General features: G+C 70.6%; 18 protein-coding genes. 6 read left to right on the top strand and 12 right to left on the bottom strand.

Annotated features, from left to right (window positions below; genetic code table 11):
• Nucleotides 1-64: 64 nt before the first annotated feature.
• Together EWH70_RS20255 and EWH70_RS20250 are read right to left on the bottom strand one after the other, a co-directional pair.
• Complete coding sequence (locus EWH70_RS20255; protein WP_130477041.1) at nt 65-985, bottom strand: aminoglycoside phosphotransferase family protein; 921 nt, start codon at nt 983-985, stop codon at nt 65-67.
• Nucleotides 982-2,541: an FAD-dependent oxidoreductase gene (locus EWH70_RS20250; protein WP_130477040.1), complete on the bottom strand. Its 1,560-nt coding sequence runs from the start codon at nt 2,539-2,541 to the stop codon at nt 982-984. Before EWH70_RS20250 ends, EWH70_RS20255 begins: the two co-directional genes overlap by 4 nt.
• Nucleotides 2,542-2,617: 76 nt before the next feature.
• Here EWH70_RS20250 and EWH70_RS20245 point away from each other — a divergent pair, with 76 nt between their 5' ends.
• Nucleotides 2,618-3,247 (top strand): TetR family transcriptional regulator, encoded by a 630-nt coding sequence (locus tag EWH70_RS20245; protein WP_130477039.1) that lies wholly within the window; start codon nt 2,618-2,620, stop codon nt 3,245-3,247.
• 5 nt (nt 3,248-3,252) lie between these two features.
• Here the strand turns inward: EWH70_RS20245 and trxA are convergent, their stop codons facing one another.
• The 6 genes from trxA to EWH70_RS20215 all read right to left on the bottom strand — a co-directional run bounded on the left by trxA (nt 3,253) and on the right by EWH70_RS20215 (nt 6,875).
• Nucleotides 3,253-3,585 (bottom strand): thioredoxin, encoded by a 333-nt coding sequence (gene trxA, locus EWH70_RS20240; RefSeq protein ID WP_130477038.1) that lies wholly within the window; start codon nt 3,583-3,585, stop codon nt 3,253-3,255.
• Nucleotides 3,582-3,974 (bottom strand): MerR family transcriptional regulator, encoded by a 393-nt coding sequence (locus tag EWH70_RS20235; protein ID WP_130477037.1) that lies wholly within the window; start codon nt 3,972-3,974, stop codon nt 3,582-3,584. Before EWH70_RS20235 ends, trxA begins: the two co-directional genes overlap by 4 nt.
• Before the next feature lie 29 nt (nt 3,975-4,003).
• Nucleotides 4,004-4,525: a putative immunity protein gene (locus EWH70_RS20230; RefSeq protein WP_130477036.1), complete on the bottom strand. Its 522-nt coding sequence runs from the start codon at nt 4,523-4,525 to the stop codon at nt 4,004-4,006.
• A 73-nt stretch (nt 4,526-4,598) separates the two neighbouring features.
• The gene (locus tag EWH70_RS20225; protein ID WP_130477035.1) at nt 4,599-5,045 is read right to left on the bottom strand and encodes a hypothetical protein; all 447 of its coding nucleotides are present in this window, start codon (nt 5,043-5,045) and stop codon (nt 4,599-4,601) included.
• On the bottom strand, nt 5,042-6,169 hold the full coding sequence (locus tag EWH70_RS20220; protein ID WP_130477034.1) for a hypothetical protein: 1,128 nt from the start codon (nt 6,167-6,169) through the stop codon (nt 5,042-5,044). Before EWH70_RS20220 ends, EWH70_RS20225 begins: the two co-directional genes overlap by 4 nt.
• Nucleotides 6,170-6,236: 67 nt before the next feature.
• Entirely contained in the window at nt 6,237-6,875 is a 639-nt protein-coding gene (locus tag EWH70_RS20215; protein WP_130477033.1) for a TetR/AcrR family transcriptional regulator, read from the bottom strand.
• A 136-nt stretch (nt 6,876-7,011) separates the two neighbouring features.
• Between EWH70_RS20215 and EWH70_RS20210 the strand changes: the two genes are divergently transcribed.
• Genes EWH70_RS20210 through EWH70_RS20195 form a run of 4 tightly spaced genes read left to right on the top strand, consistent with a single transcriptional unit; the run spans nt 7,012 to nt 10,860 of the window.
• The gene (locus tag EWH70_RS20210) at nt 7,012-8,397 is read left to right on the top strand and encodes an MFS transporter (RefSeq protein ID WP_130477032.1); all 1,386 of its coding nucleotides are present in this window, start codon (nt 7,012-7,014) and stop codon (nt 8,395-8,397) included.
• A 21-nt stretch (nt 8,398-8,418) separates the two neighbouring features.
• On the top strand, nt 8,419-9,270 hold the full coding sequence (locus EWH70_RS20205; RefSeq protein WP_130477031.1) for an SDR family oxidoreductase: 852 nt from the start codon (nt 8,419-8,421) through the stop codon (nt 9,268-9,270).
• Complete coding sequence (locus EWH70_RS20200; RefSeq protein WP_240687096.1) at nt 9,242-10,438, top strand: MFS transporter; 1,197 nt, start codon at nt 9,242-9,244, stop codon at nt 10,436-10,438. Before EWH70_RS20205 ends, EWH70_RS20200 begins: the two co-directional genes overlap by 29 nt.
• Nucleotides 10,435-10,860 (top strand): Dabb family protein, encoded by a 426-nt coding sequence (locus EWH70_RS20195; RefSeq protein WP_130477030.1) that lies wholly within the window; start codon nt 10,435-10,437, stop codon nt 10,858-10,860. The genes EWH70_RS20200 and EWH70_RS20195 overlap by 4 nt, the downstream gene beginning before the upstream one ends.
• Before the next feature lie 9 nt (nt 10,861-10,869).
• Here EWH70_RS20195 and EWH70_RS36625 read toward each other — a convergent pair whose 3' ends face one another.
• From EWH70_RS36625 to EWH70_RS20180, 3 genes are read right to left on the bottom strand one after another with little or no spacing between them, the layout of a single operon-like run.
• Nucleotides 10,870-11,166, bottom strand: coding sequence for an effector binding domain-containing protein (locus EWH70_RS36625; RefSeq protein WP_338078599.1), 297 nt, complete (start codon nt 11,164-11,166; stop codon nt 10,870-10,872).
• 6 nt (nt 11,167-11,172) lie between these two features.
• Nucleotides 11,173-12,006 carry a Rid family hydrolase gene (locus EWH70_RS20185; protein ID WP_130477028.1) on the bottom strand — a complete coding sequence of 278 codons (834 nt, stop codon included), beginning with the start codon at nt 12,004-12,006 and terminating at the stop codon, nt 11,173-11,175.
• Between the two features lie 17 nt (nt 12,007-12,023).
• The gene (locus EWH70_RS20180; protein WP_130477027.1) at nt 12,024-12,860 is read right to left on the bottom strand and encodes an isocitrate lyase/PEP mutase family protein; all 837 of its coding nucleotides are present in this window, start codon (nt 12,858-12,860) and stop codon (nt 12,024-12,026) included.
• Between the two features lie 95 nt (nt 12,861-12,955).
• Here EWH70_RS20180 and EWH70_RS20175 point away from each other — a divergent pair, with 95 nt between their 5' ends.
• Nucleotides 12,956-13,537: a TetR/AcrR family transcriptional regulator gene (locus tag EWH70_RS20175; protein WP_130477026.1), complete on the top strand. Its 582-nt coding sequence runs from the start codon at nt 12,956-12,958 to the stop codon at nt 13,535-13,537.
• Between the two features lie 50 nt (nt 13,538-13,587).
• Here the strand turns inward: EWH70_RS20175 and EWH70_RS20170 are convergent, their stop codons facing one another.
• Nucleotides 13,588-14,136, bottom strand: a complete 549-nt coding sequence (locus EWH70_RS20170) for a hypothetical protein (protein WP_130477025.1) — start codon at nt 14,134-14,136, stop codon at nt 13,588-13,590.
• Nucleotides 14,137-14,539 lie beyond the last annotated feature (403 nt).

Here is a 14,539-nt window from a genome sequence, read left to right as displayed (position 1 = left end):
GGGTCGGATGGGCCGACACCCTAACCCGGCGAACAGCCACGGCACCGTCGATCCGGGCAAATCGTTAGAACGGTGCTACTCGGGCACGCCACTGGTCGATGGACGGGTTCAGATACTCCACAACGGACGGCAGCCGCGGCACGAGGGACAGGTAGGCGATGACGCGGAGCATCCCCACGGCGTTGACGAACCTCAGCACGTCCGGGTTCAGCGGCCTCGTCCCGGCCTCCCGCGCGCCGCGGTCATAGGCGGCTTCGAGCTCGGGGGTCAGGCCTGCCAGGTCCCATTCGACCGGGCCGAGCGTGACCAGTTCGAAGTCGGCGAACAGCTTCCCGTCCACCGAGCCGACGATGTTCGCCGGCGGCGAGTCGCCGTGGACGGGCTGCAGGTCGATGCCGGGAAACCGGGCCTCGAACGCCGCCCGGGAGCACACGAGGGGCTTCAGGACCTGCCACTCGCGGCTGGCGCGGTCCAGATCGTCCGGGGCGATGAGGTCGGGTCGTCGCCGCAGCTCGTCGAGGCTCTCGGTGATGAACCGCGGTTCGGCCGCGGACAGGAACGACAGCGGGCCGGGGTATCCGCGCAGGGCGGCGTGCAGTGCGGCGGTGCGCTCGGCGTTCGCCACGTAGTCGGGCTCGGCGCCGTCCGGCTCGACGTACTGCCAGAACGTCATCGCGAACCCGTCACGCTCGACGGGCCTGCGGGGCACGAGCGGGCTGGGTGGGATCACCGGGACGCCCTGGTCCGCGAGCCAGCGGGTGACGTCCAGTTCCGCCTGCTGGCGGCCGCCCGGGTGGCTCGGTACGACGACGGGAATCCGGGCCACCACCGGCGACGGCGCCAGGTGCACGACGACGGAGAACAGGTCGTGGAGCACCCGCGCGTCGGTCACGGTGAGCCCGAACTCCCGCCCGGCTCCCACCGCCGCGTCGACCGCGGCGGACGTACGGCGGGCGAGGTCTTCCGGGGTGGCGAAGTCGATCATCGGCCGATGGTCGCATGCCGCAGCGCCTGCCGGAGCCGCTCCTCCGGCAGCTCGGGCAGTGTCGCGGCCCGCCAGGCGATGAAGCCGTCCGGCCGGACCAGGGTCGCGCCCGACCTGGTGATGCCGTAGCCGCGGGTGAACCGGTCGTCGGGGTCCGTGCCGATCCGGTGGAAGTCCAGCCCGAGCGCCGCGGCCGCGGCCGCCCAGCCGGCACCGTCCGGCCCGGCCAGCAGGGTGAACGACCCGGTAAACAGGTCCACAGTGGACACTTTCTCCCCGTCCCGGTCCAGCCAGACGTGTGGTGCCCGGGAACCGGGACGCCCGCTGGGTTCACGGGGATCCTCGAGCGGTGTGTCGGAGGCGTACCGGTAGCCGAAGATCATCGTGATGTCGTCGATCCCCTCGCCGGTTTCCTGCTGACGACTGTGCAGAAGCTGGACCGCGGTGCGCACGGTCAGCTGCGCGACCGGTCGCCGCTCGTTCTCGTAGGTGTCCAGGAGCGTGTCCGGTGCCTGGCCGTAGATCACGGCCGCGAGCTTCCACGCCAGGTTGTGTGCGTCGGCGATGCCGGTGCTGGCGCCGTAGGACCCGGACGGCGGCATGACGTGCGCCGAATCTCCGGCGAAGAACACCCGCCCGGCGCGGTAGCTGTCCGCCACCCAGGCGCCGATCGTGCTGTGGGAGACCGTCTGCGACCAGCCGGGAACCGGCGGCACGATGCTGACTGCCAGGTCCGGGTCGCCGACCGCCTCCCTGGCCAACGCGACGCAGTGCTCCTCGGTGAAGTCCTCGGGCTTCTGGTCCGCAGCCGGGTCGTACGGCGAACCGAGCATCCACCGCCCGAACGTCCGCAGTGGTACGAGAACGGTGCCCTTGGTCGGCCGGTCGAGGTAGGCCAGGGTGAACCGCCTGCCCCGCAGCGCGTCCTCGAGGTCGGCGTCGAAGACGAAGTACACGACGTGTCCGGACGGCCCCATTCGCTCCGCGCCGATCCCGAGCCGGTGGCGGATGCCTGCCCTGTTGCCGTCCGCGGCGACGACGTAATCGGCGTCGATGCCGTACTCGCCGCCGGCCGCGTCCCGCACGACGGCGTGCACGCCGTCGGCGCCGGAGTCGAGGGAGACCAGCTCGGTGCCGAACCGGACGTCGGCACCCCGGTCCTCGGCCTCGGCGCGGAGGATGCGCTCCAGATCGTCCTGGTCCACCAGTGCCCAGTCGGTGGGGCTCAGCCCTTCCGGTGGCCGGACCTGGGCGAGCAGGTCGAACCGGAAGCGTTCCTCGCCGAGGAGGGTCTCCGCGCCGATCATCTCCGGGAAGCCGGCCAGCAGCGATGTCCGGTCGCGGATGCGTTGCTCCAGCCCGAGCGCGCGATAGATCTCCATCGTGCGCGGGTTGAACGCCCTGGCCTGCGGCAGGATTGCCGTGTCCGGGTGCCGCTCCACGAGGATTGGGCGGATCCCTTGTCGTGCCAGGAAAAGTGCTGCTGACAGGCCGGTGACACCGCCGCCGACGACGAGAACCGCGGTGTGTTCCTTCGCTGCTTCCGAGGTGGTCATGCCGCCCATAATCAGGCGACTGCCTCACACTGTCAACCATCTGTTTGATTAATTGCGATGGACGTATGATGTGCTCATGAGCACGTCGAAGCCGCGTCGGTCACCCAAGCCGCACGAGCGTCAGCGCGACCCGGAACGCACCCGGCGGCTGATTCTGGACGCCGCTGCGGCCGAGTTCGCCGCGCACGGGTTCGCGGGCGGGCGGATCGCCGCCATCGCGGCGAGGGCGGGGGTCAACCAGCAGCTGATCTCGTACTATTTCGACAGCAAGGAGGGGCTCTACCAGGCGCTTTCCGAGGATTGGCGGCAGCGGCAGAGCCAGCTCGTGCCGCCCGGAACGGCGCTGGACGAGCAGATCCGCCGGTACGCGCTGGAGGTGCTGAACAACCCGGACGGCGTCCGGCTGATGGCGTGGGGAGGGCTGGAGTACGCGGGCCCGCGGAACGACCCGGACCACGCCCCGCGCGCGGAACGCCTGCGGGGCAGCGTCGACGAGGTCCGTGCGCTGCAGGAGGAGGGCCGGTTGCCTGCCGACGTGGATCCGGCCTACCTGCTGATCATGCTGATGGCCGCCGCGATGGCGACCACCACGCTCCCGCACGTCATCGAGGGTCTGTGCGGCGTCGATCCGCGCTCACCCGAGTTCGTCAATGGCTACGCCGATCAGCTAGCCGCCGTCGCACGGCACCTCGGCCTCGGCAGGTAGCGCGGCTAGCCGCGGGCGGGCTGGGCCGCGAGGGCGGCGTCGATCTCGGCGAGCAGGGCGGCCTTCGGCCGGGCGCCGACGAGCACGCGGATCGGTTCGCCGTCGCGGAACAGCATGAGCGTCGGCAGGGACATCACCTGGTAGTCACGGGCGGTACGCGGGTTCTCGTCGGTGTTCAGCTTCCGGACGATGAGCACGCTGGCGCGTTCGGCGGCGATCTCGGCCAGCACCGGCGCGATCATGTGGCACGGCGGGCACCACTCGGCCCAGAAGTCCACCAGCACCGGCAGTTCGTGGTCGAGCACATCGCGCTGGAAGGTGTCGTCGGTGACCGTCATGATTCCTCCGGTTCGGGTACGCGGCACGGGTCCGGTTGCCTGGCCATGGCGGCGGTCAGCTTGGTGTGCAGGCCGGTCCGCAGGGCGGTGAGCCTGGCGATGCAGGCGTCCACCTCCGCCAGTTTGCGTTCGTAGACCTCGATCGAATCGGCGCAGGCGTCACCGGCGTCGTGCCCGGACCGCAGGCAGTCGACGAACGGCCGGGTCTCGTCCAGGCTGAGCCCCGATGCCTGCAGTGCCCGGATCTCGTTGACCAGGCGGACGTCGTCCTCGCCGTACTCGCGATAGCCGTTCGCCGCCCGCCGCGCCCGGAGCAGGCCCTGCGACTCGTAGAAGCGCAGCGCCCGGGTCGTGGTGCCGGCGCGCTGGGCCAGTTCGCCGATCCTCATGCGTTCGACGCTAGACCTTGACGCTGACGTCAAGGCAAGCCGCGCAGCGACGCGTCCAGTCTTCGCAGGAGTTCTCCGGCGCGGCCCCGGCCACCGGGCGCGCCGGGGTAGCGCTTCAGCACGGACACCACGACCGGGCCGGCCAGGTGCACCGCCATGCCGATGTGGGCGGCGCCGTCGCCCGCGTCGAGTTCGACGGCGTGTGCGGCGTAGGCGGCGGCGCCGAGGATGTGCCAGACCTGGGTCGGCTTCGCCAGCGGATGCAGGTAGGCCGCGCCGGCCGTGGCGACGGCGGCACGCGCGACATTCGCTGCCGCAGCCTGCCCGGCGTCGCGGGCCTCCTGGAACGCCCGGTTCGCCGCCCAGGCGGCGTCCCGGATCGCCTTGGTCCGCCTGGCTCCCTCCGCGAAGAGCCGGGTGGCGTCGATCGCGGCCCGCGGGCGGGGGTCGCCGGGGCGGTCCCGTTCGAAGATCGGCAACGCGGGTTCGGCGCACGCGACGGCGTAGCCCGCCACTGCGCGTAGCTCGGCCATGCAGAGTTCCAGGTGCATGGGCCTCGACAGTATCGTTGAAGGTTCGATTGATACTTCCGGGCGAAACTGCCAGTGCGGCAGCGCGAAAGCCTCAACCCTGCCAGCGGCGCTGCCACTGGGCGCGCTGCGGGCGTTCCGTCGGGCGGTCGGTCCGCGGCGGTGCCAGCAGGATCGAGTCCTCGTCGTCCTCCGGTTCCGGCCGCCGGGCCGGTGCGGGCTTCGCGGGTGGCTCCTCGTCGGGCTCGGGATCCGGCATGGCGTCGAACTGCTCGACCGCGTCGTCGAGCGTGTACTCCGCCATGGCGCGGTCCATGTCCTCCTTGCTGACGTCGCGCAACGCGGCCGCCGCCTTCTCCCTGAGCGCGGTGAACTGCTCGCGGTAGGCACCGAACGCGGCGTCGCGCATACTGATCCGCCCGGCCTGGACCTCGCGGGCCATCTCGGCCAGTGCGGGATCCTTGCCTGCCGCGACCTTGCGAAGCAAGGCCTCCCTGAACCGTCGCAGTTCGGCCGGATCGACCGGCAGGTCCGGGTTCACGATCGCCGCTCCGGTTTCTGGTAGGCGGGGTCTTCACCCTTCTTGTTCAGGTTGTCCAGCTCGCAGTCCGGCATGTCCGGCAGGTCGAAGAACTTGACGGCATGCTCGAACATGCGGGCGGTGTTCAGGGTCGTCGTCACACCGGAGGCGATGGCGCTGACGACCACCATGATCTTGGCGAGCAGCGGTGCGGCAGCGGCCAACCCGATGCCGCCTGTCACCAGCCCGATCCCGGCGGCCAGGATCAGGTCCGCCACGATGTCGAGCAGGAAGTTGATCAGGTCGTTCAGCATCTGCTGGGTGTCGTAGATGCCCTCGGTCTGCCACTTGTAGAACTCGGCGAGCGCGGTGAACGCCTCCGATTCGGTCTTGGTGGCCGAGTGCAGCTTCTGGAAATACTCCAGTGCCGCATCGGCCGCGTTGCCCGCCCAGGTGTGTGCCAGCCCTTCGGGGACGTACTTGACGTTGGTGGCCATGCGTTCGACGGCCTCGCCGCAGGCCTCAAGTGCCGACGCGCACTTGCCCCACTCCTTCCACTCGCCGGCGAACAGCTCGATCACCCAGTCGATCGGATCTCCTTTCCAGCCGAAGTAGCCGTCCATCAGCTCCTTGACCCAGAGCCGGGCGTAGTAGGCGAGGCTGACGGCGTCGGTCAGCTCACGTGCCTTCTTGTCGATCCAGTCGCAGGCCTCGTTGTCGAATCCGCCTGGCTGGTAGCCCTTTCCGACTTCCAGCGCGGAAACGGGGTCGGCCCGGTCCTCGAAGTTCCGGGTACCGTCCGACACGGACGCGGAGTCGTTGGTGAGCGGCTTGGGCGAACCGCCTTCGAGGATGGCGTCCAGTTCGGCGGCCCCCTCGCCGTCGCGGAACCGGTAGTCCTCCGCGACGCTGGACATGGTGCGGGCGGAGTCGGTGCCGATGTCCCGCATCAGGTCGGTGCGCTCGTTCATTCCCCGGATGGCGTTGCCGTGCGCGCTGAACAGGATGGAGAGCACCCCCTCCTCATGCGCGTCCATGCTTGTTTCCGTGGACAGGAAGCTGCCGACCTCGCGGGCGTGATCGCCGTAGCGGTCGAGCAGTTTCGAGCACCTGTCCAGTGCTTCCGGATCGACCTTGAATCCCACGCTGCCCCCTTCCGGTCAGGGGGCAAGGTCGCAGAGGCAATCAGGCCGTCGACCCAGCGTGCTCAGGTCACTGCGCCAGCAGGCTCTCCACCTCCGCCTCGAACAGGCACTCAGGGTCGAAGTCCATGCCGTCGAAGTGGCCGGCGAGCTCCAAGGACAGCACGCCGTGCAGGCGGGTCCAGAAGGTCAGGCCACGACGCAGGGCGGCGGGAGCCGGCTCTCGCTTCCCGGCGAGCATCCGGCCGGCCAGGTGTTCGTCGAACGCTGTCGGCGCAGCGGCCGCGATCTCGGGACCCGCGGCCAGCAGCATGTCCATGATCTCCCTGGAGGTGGCGACGGTGTCGTCCGGCGCGTGGTAGCCGGGCACGGGCGTGCCGTAGATCAGGTGGTACCGGTGGGGATCCGCGAGTGCCCAGCGGCGCATCGCCCGGGCCATGCCGGCGAGGTCGGCGCCCTCGTCGGCGGCTGCCTTGAGTGCGTCGGCCAGGCTGCGGTAGGCGTCCCGGATGAGCTCGGTGATCAGCTCGTCGCGGCTGGCGTAGTAGTGGTACAACGCCGGGCCGCTCATGCCCACCTGCTTGGCGATCGCCTTCAGCGACAGTGCTGACGCGCCCGCCGTGGCGATCTGCTCCCACGCGTGCTGCTTGATCTCCGCACGCAGCTGCGCCCGGTACCGCTCGCGGGGCGAGGTTGCGGCGCCCGCCATCGACCGCCTCCGTTCGTTACAGGGTTTAGCCAACGATAGCCCCTGTCGGAATTTCTTGCCGGTGTCTTGACCGTGAGGCTATCTGCTGTCAATCTAGTTACAGGGTATAAATACTTCGACCGTAGGTAGGGTTGACATGACGAGTGATGAACGGCCACGGGCACCACGTGGTGCGGCGATGGCCGGTCTGGCCACGGCCGTGTTCCTGGTGATCCTCGACAGCACGATGGTGAATCTGGCCGGGCCCGCGATCCGGGAGGGTCTCGGGCTCACGGCCACGGAACTCACGATCGTCGTGGACAGCTACCTGGTGGCGTTCGCCGGTTTGCTGCTGCTCGGCGGCCGCCTCGCCGACGTGCTCGGCGGCCGGAAGGTGTTTCTCGGCGGTATGGCCCTCTACCTGGTCGCCTCGGCCGCGTGCGGGTTGGCCGTCAGCGGCGAGATGCTGATCGCCGCGCGGATCGGTCAGGGAATCGGCGGCGCGGTGGTGATGCCGGCGGCGCTCTCGCTCGTGCTCGCGCTCTACACCTCGCCGGCGGAACGCTCACGTGCGATGGGCATCTGGGGTGCCATCGCCGGGGCAGGAAGCCTCATCGGCGTCTTTCTCGGTGGCACGTTGACGGAGGTGCTCGGCTGGCCGTCGGTGTTCTTCACCCCGGTGCCGTTCGGCGTCGCAGGCGCATTGATCGTGTGGCGCTCGGCGCCGTCGGTCCCCGGTCGTCCCGGCCGGTTCGACGCACTCGGTGCCATCACCTCCACCCTCGGGATCTCCGCCCTCGCCTTCGGCATGGTCACCGCGTCCGAAGCCGGCTGGGCCTCGCCCGGCACGCTCGCCGGTCTGGCCGTCGGGGCCGGGGCGCTGGTCACGTTCGTGCTCGTCGAGCGGCGGTCGTCGCATCCGCTGGTCCCGCTCGGCGTGTTCCGCCGGAAGCCGGTGGTCACGGCGAACCTGGTGACGCTGTTGCTCGGCGGCACGCTCACCGGTCTGTTCTTCTTCCTGCCGCTGTACCAGCGCGAGGTTCTCGGGATGAGCCCGCTGGCGACCGGGATGACCCAGGTCCCCATCGCCGTCATGATCATCGTCGGCAGTGTCGTCGCGCCGCTGGTCGCCAAGCGCATCGGGCTGAACCGCGCACTGCCGGCCGCCCTCGTCGTGCTGCTCGCCGGTTTCCTGTGGCTGGCGCTCGATCCGACGAGCAGTGGCTTCTCGGCCAGCCTGCTGGGCGCGTTCCTGCTGATCGGTGCCGGTCTCGGGCTGGGCCTGGTCAATGCCACCGCCATGGGGGTCCGCGACAGCGGCGACGGTGAGTCGGGCTTGCTCAGCGGACTGATCAACGCCGCACAGCATCTGGGTGGCGCGGTCGGACTCGCGGCACTGGCGGGCGTCGCGATCGGCGCCTCAGGAGCACAGGGAGACATCGCGTTCCAGACTGCCTTCTTCGGCCAGGCCGCGTTCGTCCTCGCCGGTCTCGCCCTTTCCCTCATCCGCACCAGGACCCCCGCGGCCGCCGGGGTCCACTGAGTCCAGAAAGGACATACCGCCATGACCGCCACCACCGTGCTCGTGACCGGAGCGACCGGAACCGTCGGCTCCGCACTGGTTCCCGCCCTGCTCGCCCGCGGCGCCGACGTCCGCGCCATGGTCCGCGATCCCGGCAACCCCGTTCCCGGCGTCGAGAACGTGGTCGCCGACCTGCGGGATCCGGAGTCGGTCACCGCCGCCCTGCGGGGCGTGGACGCGGCGTTCCTCAACAGCCCCTCGGCCGAGGACGCCGCCGCACTGCAGATCCAGTTCGCCGACGTCGCCCGCAAGACCGGCCTGCCGCGGCTGGTGGTGCTGTCGCAGTACGCGGCTCGCCTCGACTCGCCGGTACGGTTCCTGCGCTGGCACGCCGAGGTCGAGGCACACGTCCAGCGGCTGGGCATCGACCACACCGTGCTGCGGCCCAACCTCTACATGCAGGCGCTGCTCAGCTTCGCCGGCACCGTCGCGCGGGGCTGGTTCACCGCACCCATCGGCGGTGCCGCGGTCAGCCTCGTCGACACCAGGGACATCGCGGATGCCGCCGCGGTGACGCTGACCGAGCCGGGACACACCGGGCGCACCTACACGCTGACCGGGCCCCGTGCCGTGACCCACGACGAGATCGCCGACGCGTTGACCGCCGCCACCGGGCGCGACGTCGCCTTCCAGGACTCACCGCCGGACGTGTTCGCGGCGGCCCTGAACGGGATGCTCCCGCCGTGGCAGATCGACGGTCTCGTCGAGGACTACGCCCACTACGCCAGGGGTGAGGCCGCCGAGGTCCACACCTGCGTCGGCGACCTGACCGGGCATCCCGCCCGCGACATCAGCGAGTTCGCCCGTGACCACGCCGCCGCCTTCGCTGCGTGACCCCGCGGTGAGCCGGCTGGCTCGCGGGACGATCCTCGTCGCGGCGACGCTGACGATCATGGCGCCGGCCACGATCGCGCCCAGCCTTCCGGCGATGGAGCAGGTCTTCGCGGGCCAGGCGGGAGCGTCGCTGCTGGTCCGCCTGGTCATGACGATCACCTCGCTGACGATCGCCGTCAGCGCGCCGGTGTCCGGCCTGGTCGCCGACCGCGTGGGCAGCAGGCCGCTGCTGCTCGCCGGTCTGGTGCTGTACGCCCTCAGCGGCACCGCCGGGTACTTCGTCGACGACCTCTATCTGCTGCTGGCGACCAGGGCGCTGCTCGGCGTCGCCGTCGGCGCGGTCATGACGGCGGTCAGCGCGACCATCACGGACTGGTTCGATGGGCCGCGGCGGGCGTCGTTCCTCGGGCTGCAGCAGATGTTCGCCAGCCTCGGCGGGGTGGTGTTCCTGCCACTGGCCGGGGTGCTGGCGACGATCGACTGGCGGGTGCCGTTCTGGCTGTACGGCCTGGCCGCCGTGGTGGCGCTGCCTGCCTTCGTCTCCGTGCGGGACCGGCGCGGGGAAGTGCCCGTGGCGGCGGTGCGGGACGGGCGGGTGGTGTCCGGCCGTGTGCTCGGCATCTACCTGCTGGCGTTCGGCGCCACGACGGCGTTCTACCTGGCGCCGACTCAGGTTCCGTTCCTGCTGGACAGCCTCGGCACCAGCTCCGCCCTCGTCGGTGTCGTCGTCGCCGGGAGCACCCTGAGCAGTGCGCTCGCCGCACTGGCCTTCCGCGGACTGCGCGGGCGCCTGGACTCCGCGGCGATCACGACGCTCAGCATCGCGTTGCTCGGCGGGGGCTGGCTGCTGGTCGGCGCCACCGGCACGGTCCCGGGCATCGCGGCCGGGCTGCTGGTCGGCGGAGCCGGTGTCGGACTCGCCGTCCCCAACCTCAACCTGCGACTGTCCGAACTGGCCTCACCCGAATGGCGCGGCCGTGTCCTCAGTGGACTCGTCGTGGCGATCTTCCTCGGCCAGTTCCTCTCCCCGCTGGCCGCCCAGCCCCTGATCCAGGCCACCGGCGTCGGCGGCGCGTTCACCCTGGCCGGGATCGTCATGTCCACCGGTGCGGCAGTCGCCGCCGCCGGGATCCGGAAACACACCATCACCGAAAGGAAAGTCCGATGATCTACCACTGCATCCGATTCGCCGTGAAGCCCGGCGTCTCCGCGGCCGACCGGGACGCCGCGCTCGACCAGCTGAAGACGTACAAGGACGCCATCCCGTCGATCAGGTCACACATCGTCGGCCCCGATTTCGGTGGCGAGTACGAGTTCGGCGCCGTCACCGTGATCGGGGACCTCGACGGCTACGCGGAATACATGAACCACCCGGCCCACCTGGAGATGGACCGGGTCGGCCTGCCGCTGATCGACAGGTTCATGTCCTACGACATCACCGACGACCCGGACCCGGAGTTCGGCGCGAAGATCGCCGAGATCCACCAGCGGCGCTACGACGACCAGCCCGACATCGCCGGACTGGTCTCCGACCTCGGCGAGTACACCGGCAGTGCCGCGCCCGGCAAGCACGGCACCGCCCAGGCGTAGAACGGTTTCTCAGCGGGCCGGGCGCAGCGACACGTAGATCTCCGGCTGCCGCCCGGCCGGCCAGACCTCGAAGTCCGTGGCGTAGGCCCGGTCGAGCTCGCCGCGATCCTCGGCCGCCCAGATGGTCGCCCAGCCGTCGACGATCGCGTAGGGGAGCGGCCCCTCGGTGCGGACCCGGAGGTAGCGTCCCGCGGGCACGCGGACGACCAGCGTGGCGTTCGGCGTCGTTCGTGGTGCGGGTGGCCAGGCCGCAGACCCAGCGTTCGGGCTGCTCGAGGATGTCGTGTTCCATCGCTGCTCCGGGATTCGTGGTCACGGCAGCGACGCGTCGCCACCGGCGTTGGTGATCATGCGGCGCAGCACGGAAATCGCCTGGGCGTACTCCGCGTCGCTGATCCCGGCGTGCAGGCGCGCCCGGATCGCGGGCAGCTCGTTCTCCACCCGCGTGCGAACCGTGTGACCGGCTTCGGTGAGCCGGATCGTCCCGTCGTGTTCGTCGATCCAGCCCTGTTCGGCGAGTGTGCCGATCAGCGAGTCGGTCCCGGCGGTGGCGAACGGCCGGATCCGGTCGGCCAGGGCGGTCCGGCTGAGTTCGCCGCCGTCGCGGGCGAGCAGGTTGAGCGTCATCCACGTCTGCTGGGGGGTGCCGAACCGTGCCTGTGCGGCGTCGATGTGCTGGATGATCGCCTCGTGGGCGCGACCGGTCCAGTAGCCGGCGGGCTGGGCGGCCAGCTGTTCGGTGGTGGGCTCCGGCCGGATCACCGCGACGGCCTCCACCTCGACGAGCTGGTTGTCGTAACCGAGCGCGGCGACGCCGAGCAGCGTGCTCGGCGGGTTGGGTTCGCCGAACGTGTCCCGGACGACCTGCCACGCGGTGACCAGGTCGGCCTGCTCCGACGACGCGACGAGGACCCTGGTCCTGATGACGTCCTGCAGGGTGCAGCCGCTGGCGGCCAGCGCCGTCTCCAGGTTCTCGAGTGCCTTGCGGGCCTGCCCGGCGAAGTCGCCGGGCGCGGCCGTGGTGCCGTCCTCGTTCAGCGGGCAGGCGCCGGCGAGGAAGACGAACCGCGAGCCGGGTGCGGCGGTCGCGGCGTACTCGTACTCGGCGACGTCGGACAGCGCGTCGACGGGAACGAACGAGATCAACGTGGTTCTCCTCTGTTTCAGGTGGGCAGCAGCGTGCTGATCTCGCGGAGATCGAGCGCGTCGGCGAATGTCGTGTAGGTGCCGCTGGTGAGCAGTTCGCCGGTACAGGCCCGCGCGGCGGCGTAGGCGGCCTGCTGGATGGCCGACCCGACGCTCACCCGCCGCACCCCGGCGGCGGCGAACTCCCCGACGGTCGGGCCGCCGGGCACGGCCATCGCGTTGACCGGCAGCGGGACCGCGGCGGTCAGGGTGGCGAGCGCGTCCAGGTTCAGCAGGCCGGGCACGAACAGGCAGTCGGCGCCGGCCTCGGCGTAGACCCGGCCGCGCTCGACGGCCTCGTCCAGGTTCCCGCCGCCGACGAGGAAGACGTCCGTGCGGGCGTTGACGACGAGTCCGGTCAGGCCGGCGCGTTCCGCCGCCTCGCGTGCCGCCCGCAGGCGGCCGGCGAACGCCGCCGGGTCGAGCAGGGCGTCGTGCCGGAACGTGGTGTCCTCCAGGTTGATCCCCACCGCCCCCGCGCCGACGACCCGCTCGACGGTGGCCGCGACGTCGGCGGGGTCGGGCCCGTAGCCGTCCTCGATGTCCGCGGTCACCGGAACGTCGACCACCCGGGCGATCCTGGCGACGGCCTCGATCACGACGTCCCTGCCCGGCCGGGTGTTCGGGTCGGAGGCCAGCGCGCCGTCCTGATATCCCAGCGCCCAGGCCACTCCGGCGCTCGTGGTGCCGACGGCGCGGGCTCCCGCCCGCACGGCGAGCAACGCGCTCAGTGCGTCCCAGGCGTTGGGCAGAACGAGCGGGGCGTCCTCGCTGTGGAAGGACCGTAGTGCCGCCGCCGCGGCCGGTGATCCCATGATGTCTCCCCGGAGGTTACCATTACAAACCGACTGTCGGTCTTTTTCCTAACAGACCGACAGTCGGTCGGTCAACGCGATTTACAGGGAGGGTCATGGACCGCAGGCAGGAACGCGGCCGGACGACGCGGGATCACCTGCTGACCGTGGCGACCGGGCTGTTCACCGAGCGCGGTTACGAGGGCACGTCGATCGAGGCCGTGCTGGCCGAGGCAGGCATCAGCCGGGGCGCGCTCTACCACCACTTCCCGGGCAAGGACGCCCTGTTCACCGCCGTGTTCGAGGCCGTGCACGACCGGGTGGCCGTCGAGGTCGCGGCGGCGGGGAAGGGCAAACCCGGTGGCGACGCGCTGCGGCTGGGCTGCCTGGCCTGGATCCGGTCGATCCGCGATCCGGCCGTGCACCGGATCGTCCTGGTCGATGCCCCGGCCGTCCTCGGCTGGGCGCGCTGGCGGGAAGCCGACGAGAAGCTGGTCCTGCCCGGCCTGCGGCACGCGCTCGCGGCCGCCGGGACGGTGCCCCGCGCGCACCTCGAGGTCTTCGCGCTCGCCCTGCTGGCCGGGCTCAACGAGATCGCCATGACGATCGCCAGGGCGGACGACCCGAACTCGGCCGCCACCGCGGCGGAAGCGGCGCTGGACGAGTTCCTCGGCCGGGTGGTCGGATCGGGTTCTTAGGCGAGCCTCGACCTGGAGTCCACTGTGGACGAATTCGAGAAGGCGGCGGGCTAGTGCAGTAGGTCCGGCCGGACCCTGGCTATCTCCTCGGCCAGCCGCCGGATCGTGCCGAGGTTCCGCGTTTTCAGCGTTACCGAATCGGCGGTGCGTTTCACCAGCGCCGCGTGGCGGGTGACGAAGGTGTGATCCACCGGAGTCAACACCAGGGCAGGCAGCACTGGCTTCGAGTTCGGGTCGCCCTTGACCGGCGGGCGGGGTTCCTGGCCGCGCACGGCACGCAGCTCCTCCCACACGATCAGGTCGGACTTGCGGCCGGCTCGCCACCACAGTCCACGGTCGTCGACGGCGAAGCGATGCGTGTGGGGGACGGAGCCGATCATGATCATCAGGCCACCCAGCGCGAGTGCGCCGAAGAGGAACGTCGCGACCTCCGGAGGAATGTCAATTCGCCGCGAGGACGACGGATTCCCGACGTCCGGGAAGACGGCGACCAAGCCGAAGAGGACGAACATGGCCAGCCCGCCGATGAACGGCCACCGGCTGGACCGGTGCTCGACCACGGGCGTCCCGGGGTGGGGTGACCAGAGCTGTTCGGGCATGGCCGGCAGCGTAGCCGAAGCAACGCGGGGTGACGGCCGAAGTCCACATGCGACGACTGCGCTGTGAAGGTGGCTTCAGCCGCCGGTCGAAGCACGTGAAGGCCCCCTTCAGTACGTGTGACGTGGTGATGGTGGCCTTCACGTGCTGTGAGGGGTGGTCTCGTTCGTGGTGGCGGGTGGGGTGGGCTGGAAGACAACATCGGGCCAACGCCACCGCCACGAAGGGCACCTTGCTAGCGCAACACGCAACCAAGGTGCCCTTGGTGGCACCGTCGGGAGCGCCCGGGGTTTGCCGGGCCCCTGGCACCGGATGCCGTGAGGGCTCCTTCATGGCATCGAGGCCACCTGACATCGGACTTCGCGCACAGCGAGCGGTTCGCACTCGCAAAGCGGATCTCTCGCC

The sequence above is a fragment of the Amycolatopsis suaedae genome, assembly GCF_004214935.1.
Taxonomy (GTDB): domain Bacteria; phylum Actinomycetota; class Actinomycetes; order Mycobacteriales; family Pseudonocardiaceae; genus Amycolatopsis; species Amycolatopsis suaedae.
Note: the sequence above shows the minus strand (reverse complement) of the source record. Positions and strands in the feature narration are given on the sequence as shown.

What these genes read in the sequence shown, in the direction of transcription:
- EWH70_RS20180 (WP_130477027.1), bottom strand. Translation starts at nt 12,860, where the DNA reads ATGGGATCACCGGCCGCGGCGGCGGCACTACGGTCCTTCCACAGCGAG.
- EWH70_RS20250 (WP_130477040.1), bottom strand. Translation starts at nt 2,541, where the DNA reads ATGACCACCTCGGAAGCAGCGAAGGAACACACCGCGGTTCTCGTCGTC.
- EWH70_RS20210 (WP_130477032.1), top strand. Translation starts at nt 7,012, where the DNA reads ATGACGAGTGATGAACGGCCACGGGCACCACGTGGTGCGGCGATGGCC.
- EWH70_RS20245 (WP_130477039.1), top strand. Translation starts at nt 2,618, where the DNA reads ATGAGCACGTCGAAGCCGCGTCGGTCACCCAAGCCGCACGAGCGTCAG.
- EWH70_RS20235 (WP_130477037.1), bottom strand. Translation starts at nt 3,974, where the DNA reads ATGAGGATCGGCGAACTGGCCCAGCGCGCCGGCACCACGACCCGGGCG.
- trxA (WP_130477038.1), bottom strand. Translation starts at nt 3,585, where the DNA reads ATGACGGTCACCGACGACACCTTCCAGCGCGATGTGCTCGACCACGAA.
- EWH70_RS20205 (WP_130477031.1), top strand. Translation starts at nt 8,419, where the DNA reads ATGACCGCCACCACCGTGCTCGTGACCGGAGCGACCGGAACCGTCGGC.
- EWH70_RS20255 (WP_130477041.1), bottom strand. Translation starts at nt 985, where the DNA reads ATGATCGACTTCGCCACCCCGGAAGACCTCGCCCGCCGTACGTCCGCC.
- EWH70_RS20175 (WP_130477026.1), top strand. Translation starts at nt 12,956, where the DNA reads ATGGACCGCAGGCAGGAACGCGGCCGGACGACGCGGGATCACCTGCTG.
- EWH70_RS20195 (WP_130477030.1), top strand. Translation starts at nt 10,435, where the DNA reads ATGATCTACCACTGCATCCGATTCGCCGTGAAGCCCGGCGTCTCCGCG.
- EWH70_RS20230 (WP_130477036.1), bottom strand. Translation starts at nt 4,525, where the DNA reads ATGCACCTGGAACTCTGCATGGCCGAGCTACGCGCAGTGGCGGGCTAC.
- EWH70_RS20215 (WP_130477033.1), bottom strand. Translation starts at nt 6,875, where the DNA reads ATGGCGGGCGCCGCAACCTCGCCCCGCGAGCGGTACCGGGCGCAGCTG.
- EWH70_RS20170 (WP_130477025.1), bottom strand. Translation starts at nt 14,136, where the DNA reads ATGCCCGAACAGCTCTGGTCACCCCACCCCGGGACGCCCGTGGTCGAG.